The sequence below is a fragment of the Streptomyces sp. NPDC001514 genome, from assembly GCF_053597075.1.
The window spans coordinates 1-1,423 of the sequence record NZ_JBSFHO010000089.1 but is presented as its reverse complement, the minus strand read 5'-3'; the positions used below and the strand labels follow the sequence as shown (position 1 = coordinate 1,423).

General features: G+C 64.9%; 1 protein-coding gene. It reads left to right on the top strand.

Annotated features, from left to right (window positions below; genetic code table 11):
* The first annotated feature begins 74 nt into the window (after positions 1-74).
* Entirely contained in the window at positions 75-1,394 is a 1,320-nt protein-coding gene (locus ACWCXB_RS36555) for an IS630 family transposase (protein ID WP_450728812.1), read from the top strand.
* The last annotated feature ends 29 nt before the right edge of the window (positions 1,395-1,423 follow it).

The window sequence follows — 1,423 nt, the reverse complement described above, 5'->3', positions numbered from 1 at the left end:
CCTAGTGTCATGCGCCTGAAATCCTGAGTGTTAGTCAGTACCTTGTTGGCATGTCGCATCCGGGACCTTCTGCTGTGGAGATCGTGCTGTCCGAGGACGAGCGTGCCGAGCTCGTGCGCCGGGCGGGATTACCGGACCGGCGCACAGCCGAGCGGGCCCGGATCGTCCTGGCGTGCGCGGATGGCATGTCGAATGCGGGTGCCGCGCGGGCTGTTGGCGTCGCCGTCAAGACGGTGGCCAAGTGGCGCCGGAGGTTCTCCGCAGAGCGGATGGCCGGGCTTGAGGACGATGCCCGCATTGGCCGGCCGAAGGCCGACCTGGTTCTGAGCGAGGCCGAGCGGGCCCAGCTGACCCGGTGGGCCAGGCGCGCGAAGACCGCGCAGTTTCTGGCGCTGCGCGCGAGGATTGTGCTGCGTTGCGCGGAGGGCGGGACGAACAGGCAGGCCGCGGCCGATCTCGGTGTCGATGCCTCGACCGTGGACCGCTGGCGGGCGAGGTTCATCGCCGAACGCCTCGACGGTCTGCATGACGAGCCCCGGCCGGGCCGGCCGCCGTCGATTCTGCTCGACCAGGTCGAAGACGTGATCGTGGCGACCTTGGAGTCCACGCCGGGCAAGGACACGCACTGGTCGCGAGCGTCGATGGCCGCTCATACGGGGCTGTCGAAGTCGACCATCGGGCGGATCTGGAAGAGGTTCGATCTCAAGCCGCACCTGCAGGACTCCTTCAAGCTTTCCACCGATCCGCAGTTCGTGGAGAAGGTCGTCGACGTCGTCGGCCTCTATCACAATCCGCCGGAGCGGGCGGTCGTGCTGTGCGTGGACGAGAAGAGCCAGATCCAGGCTCTGGACCGCTCGCAGCCGGTGCTGCCGATGATGCCGGGCATGCCCGAGCGTCGTACTCACGACTATTTCCGGCACGGCATCACCAGTCTGTTCGCCGCCTTCAACATCGCCGACGGCACTGTTATTGGCGAACTCCACCGCCGTCACCGGGCCATCGAGTTCAGGAAGTTCCTGATCACGATAGACAAAGCCGTGCCCCGCGAGCTGGATGTGCATCTGGTGTGCGACAACTACGCCACCCACAACACCACCGAGATCAAGACGTGGCTGGCCAAGCACCCCCGCTTCCACGTGCACTTCACGCCGACCGGATCCTCCTGGATCAACCAGGTCGAGCGCTGGTTCGGCCTGCTGACCGACAAACTCATCCGCCGTGGCGTCCACACCTCCATCAAGGCCCTGGAAGCCGACATCAAGAACTGGATCGCCACCTGGAACGAAAACCCCAGGCCGTTCACCTGGACCAAGACCGCCGACGAGATCCTCAACTCCCTCGCCGACTACCTCACCAAGATCAGGTCCACCACCGACACAACCAGGAAGAAATAACGCTCCGGATTTCAGGCGCATGACACTAG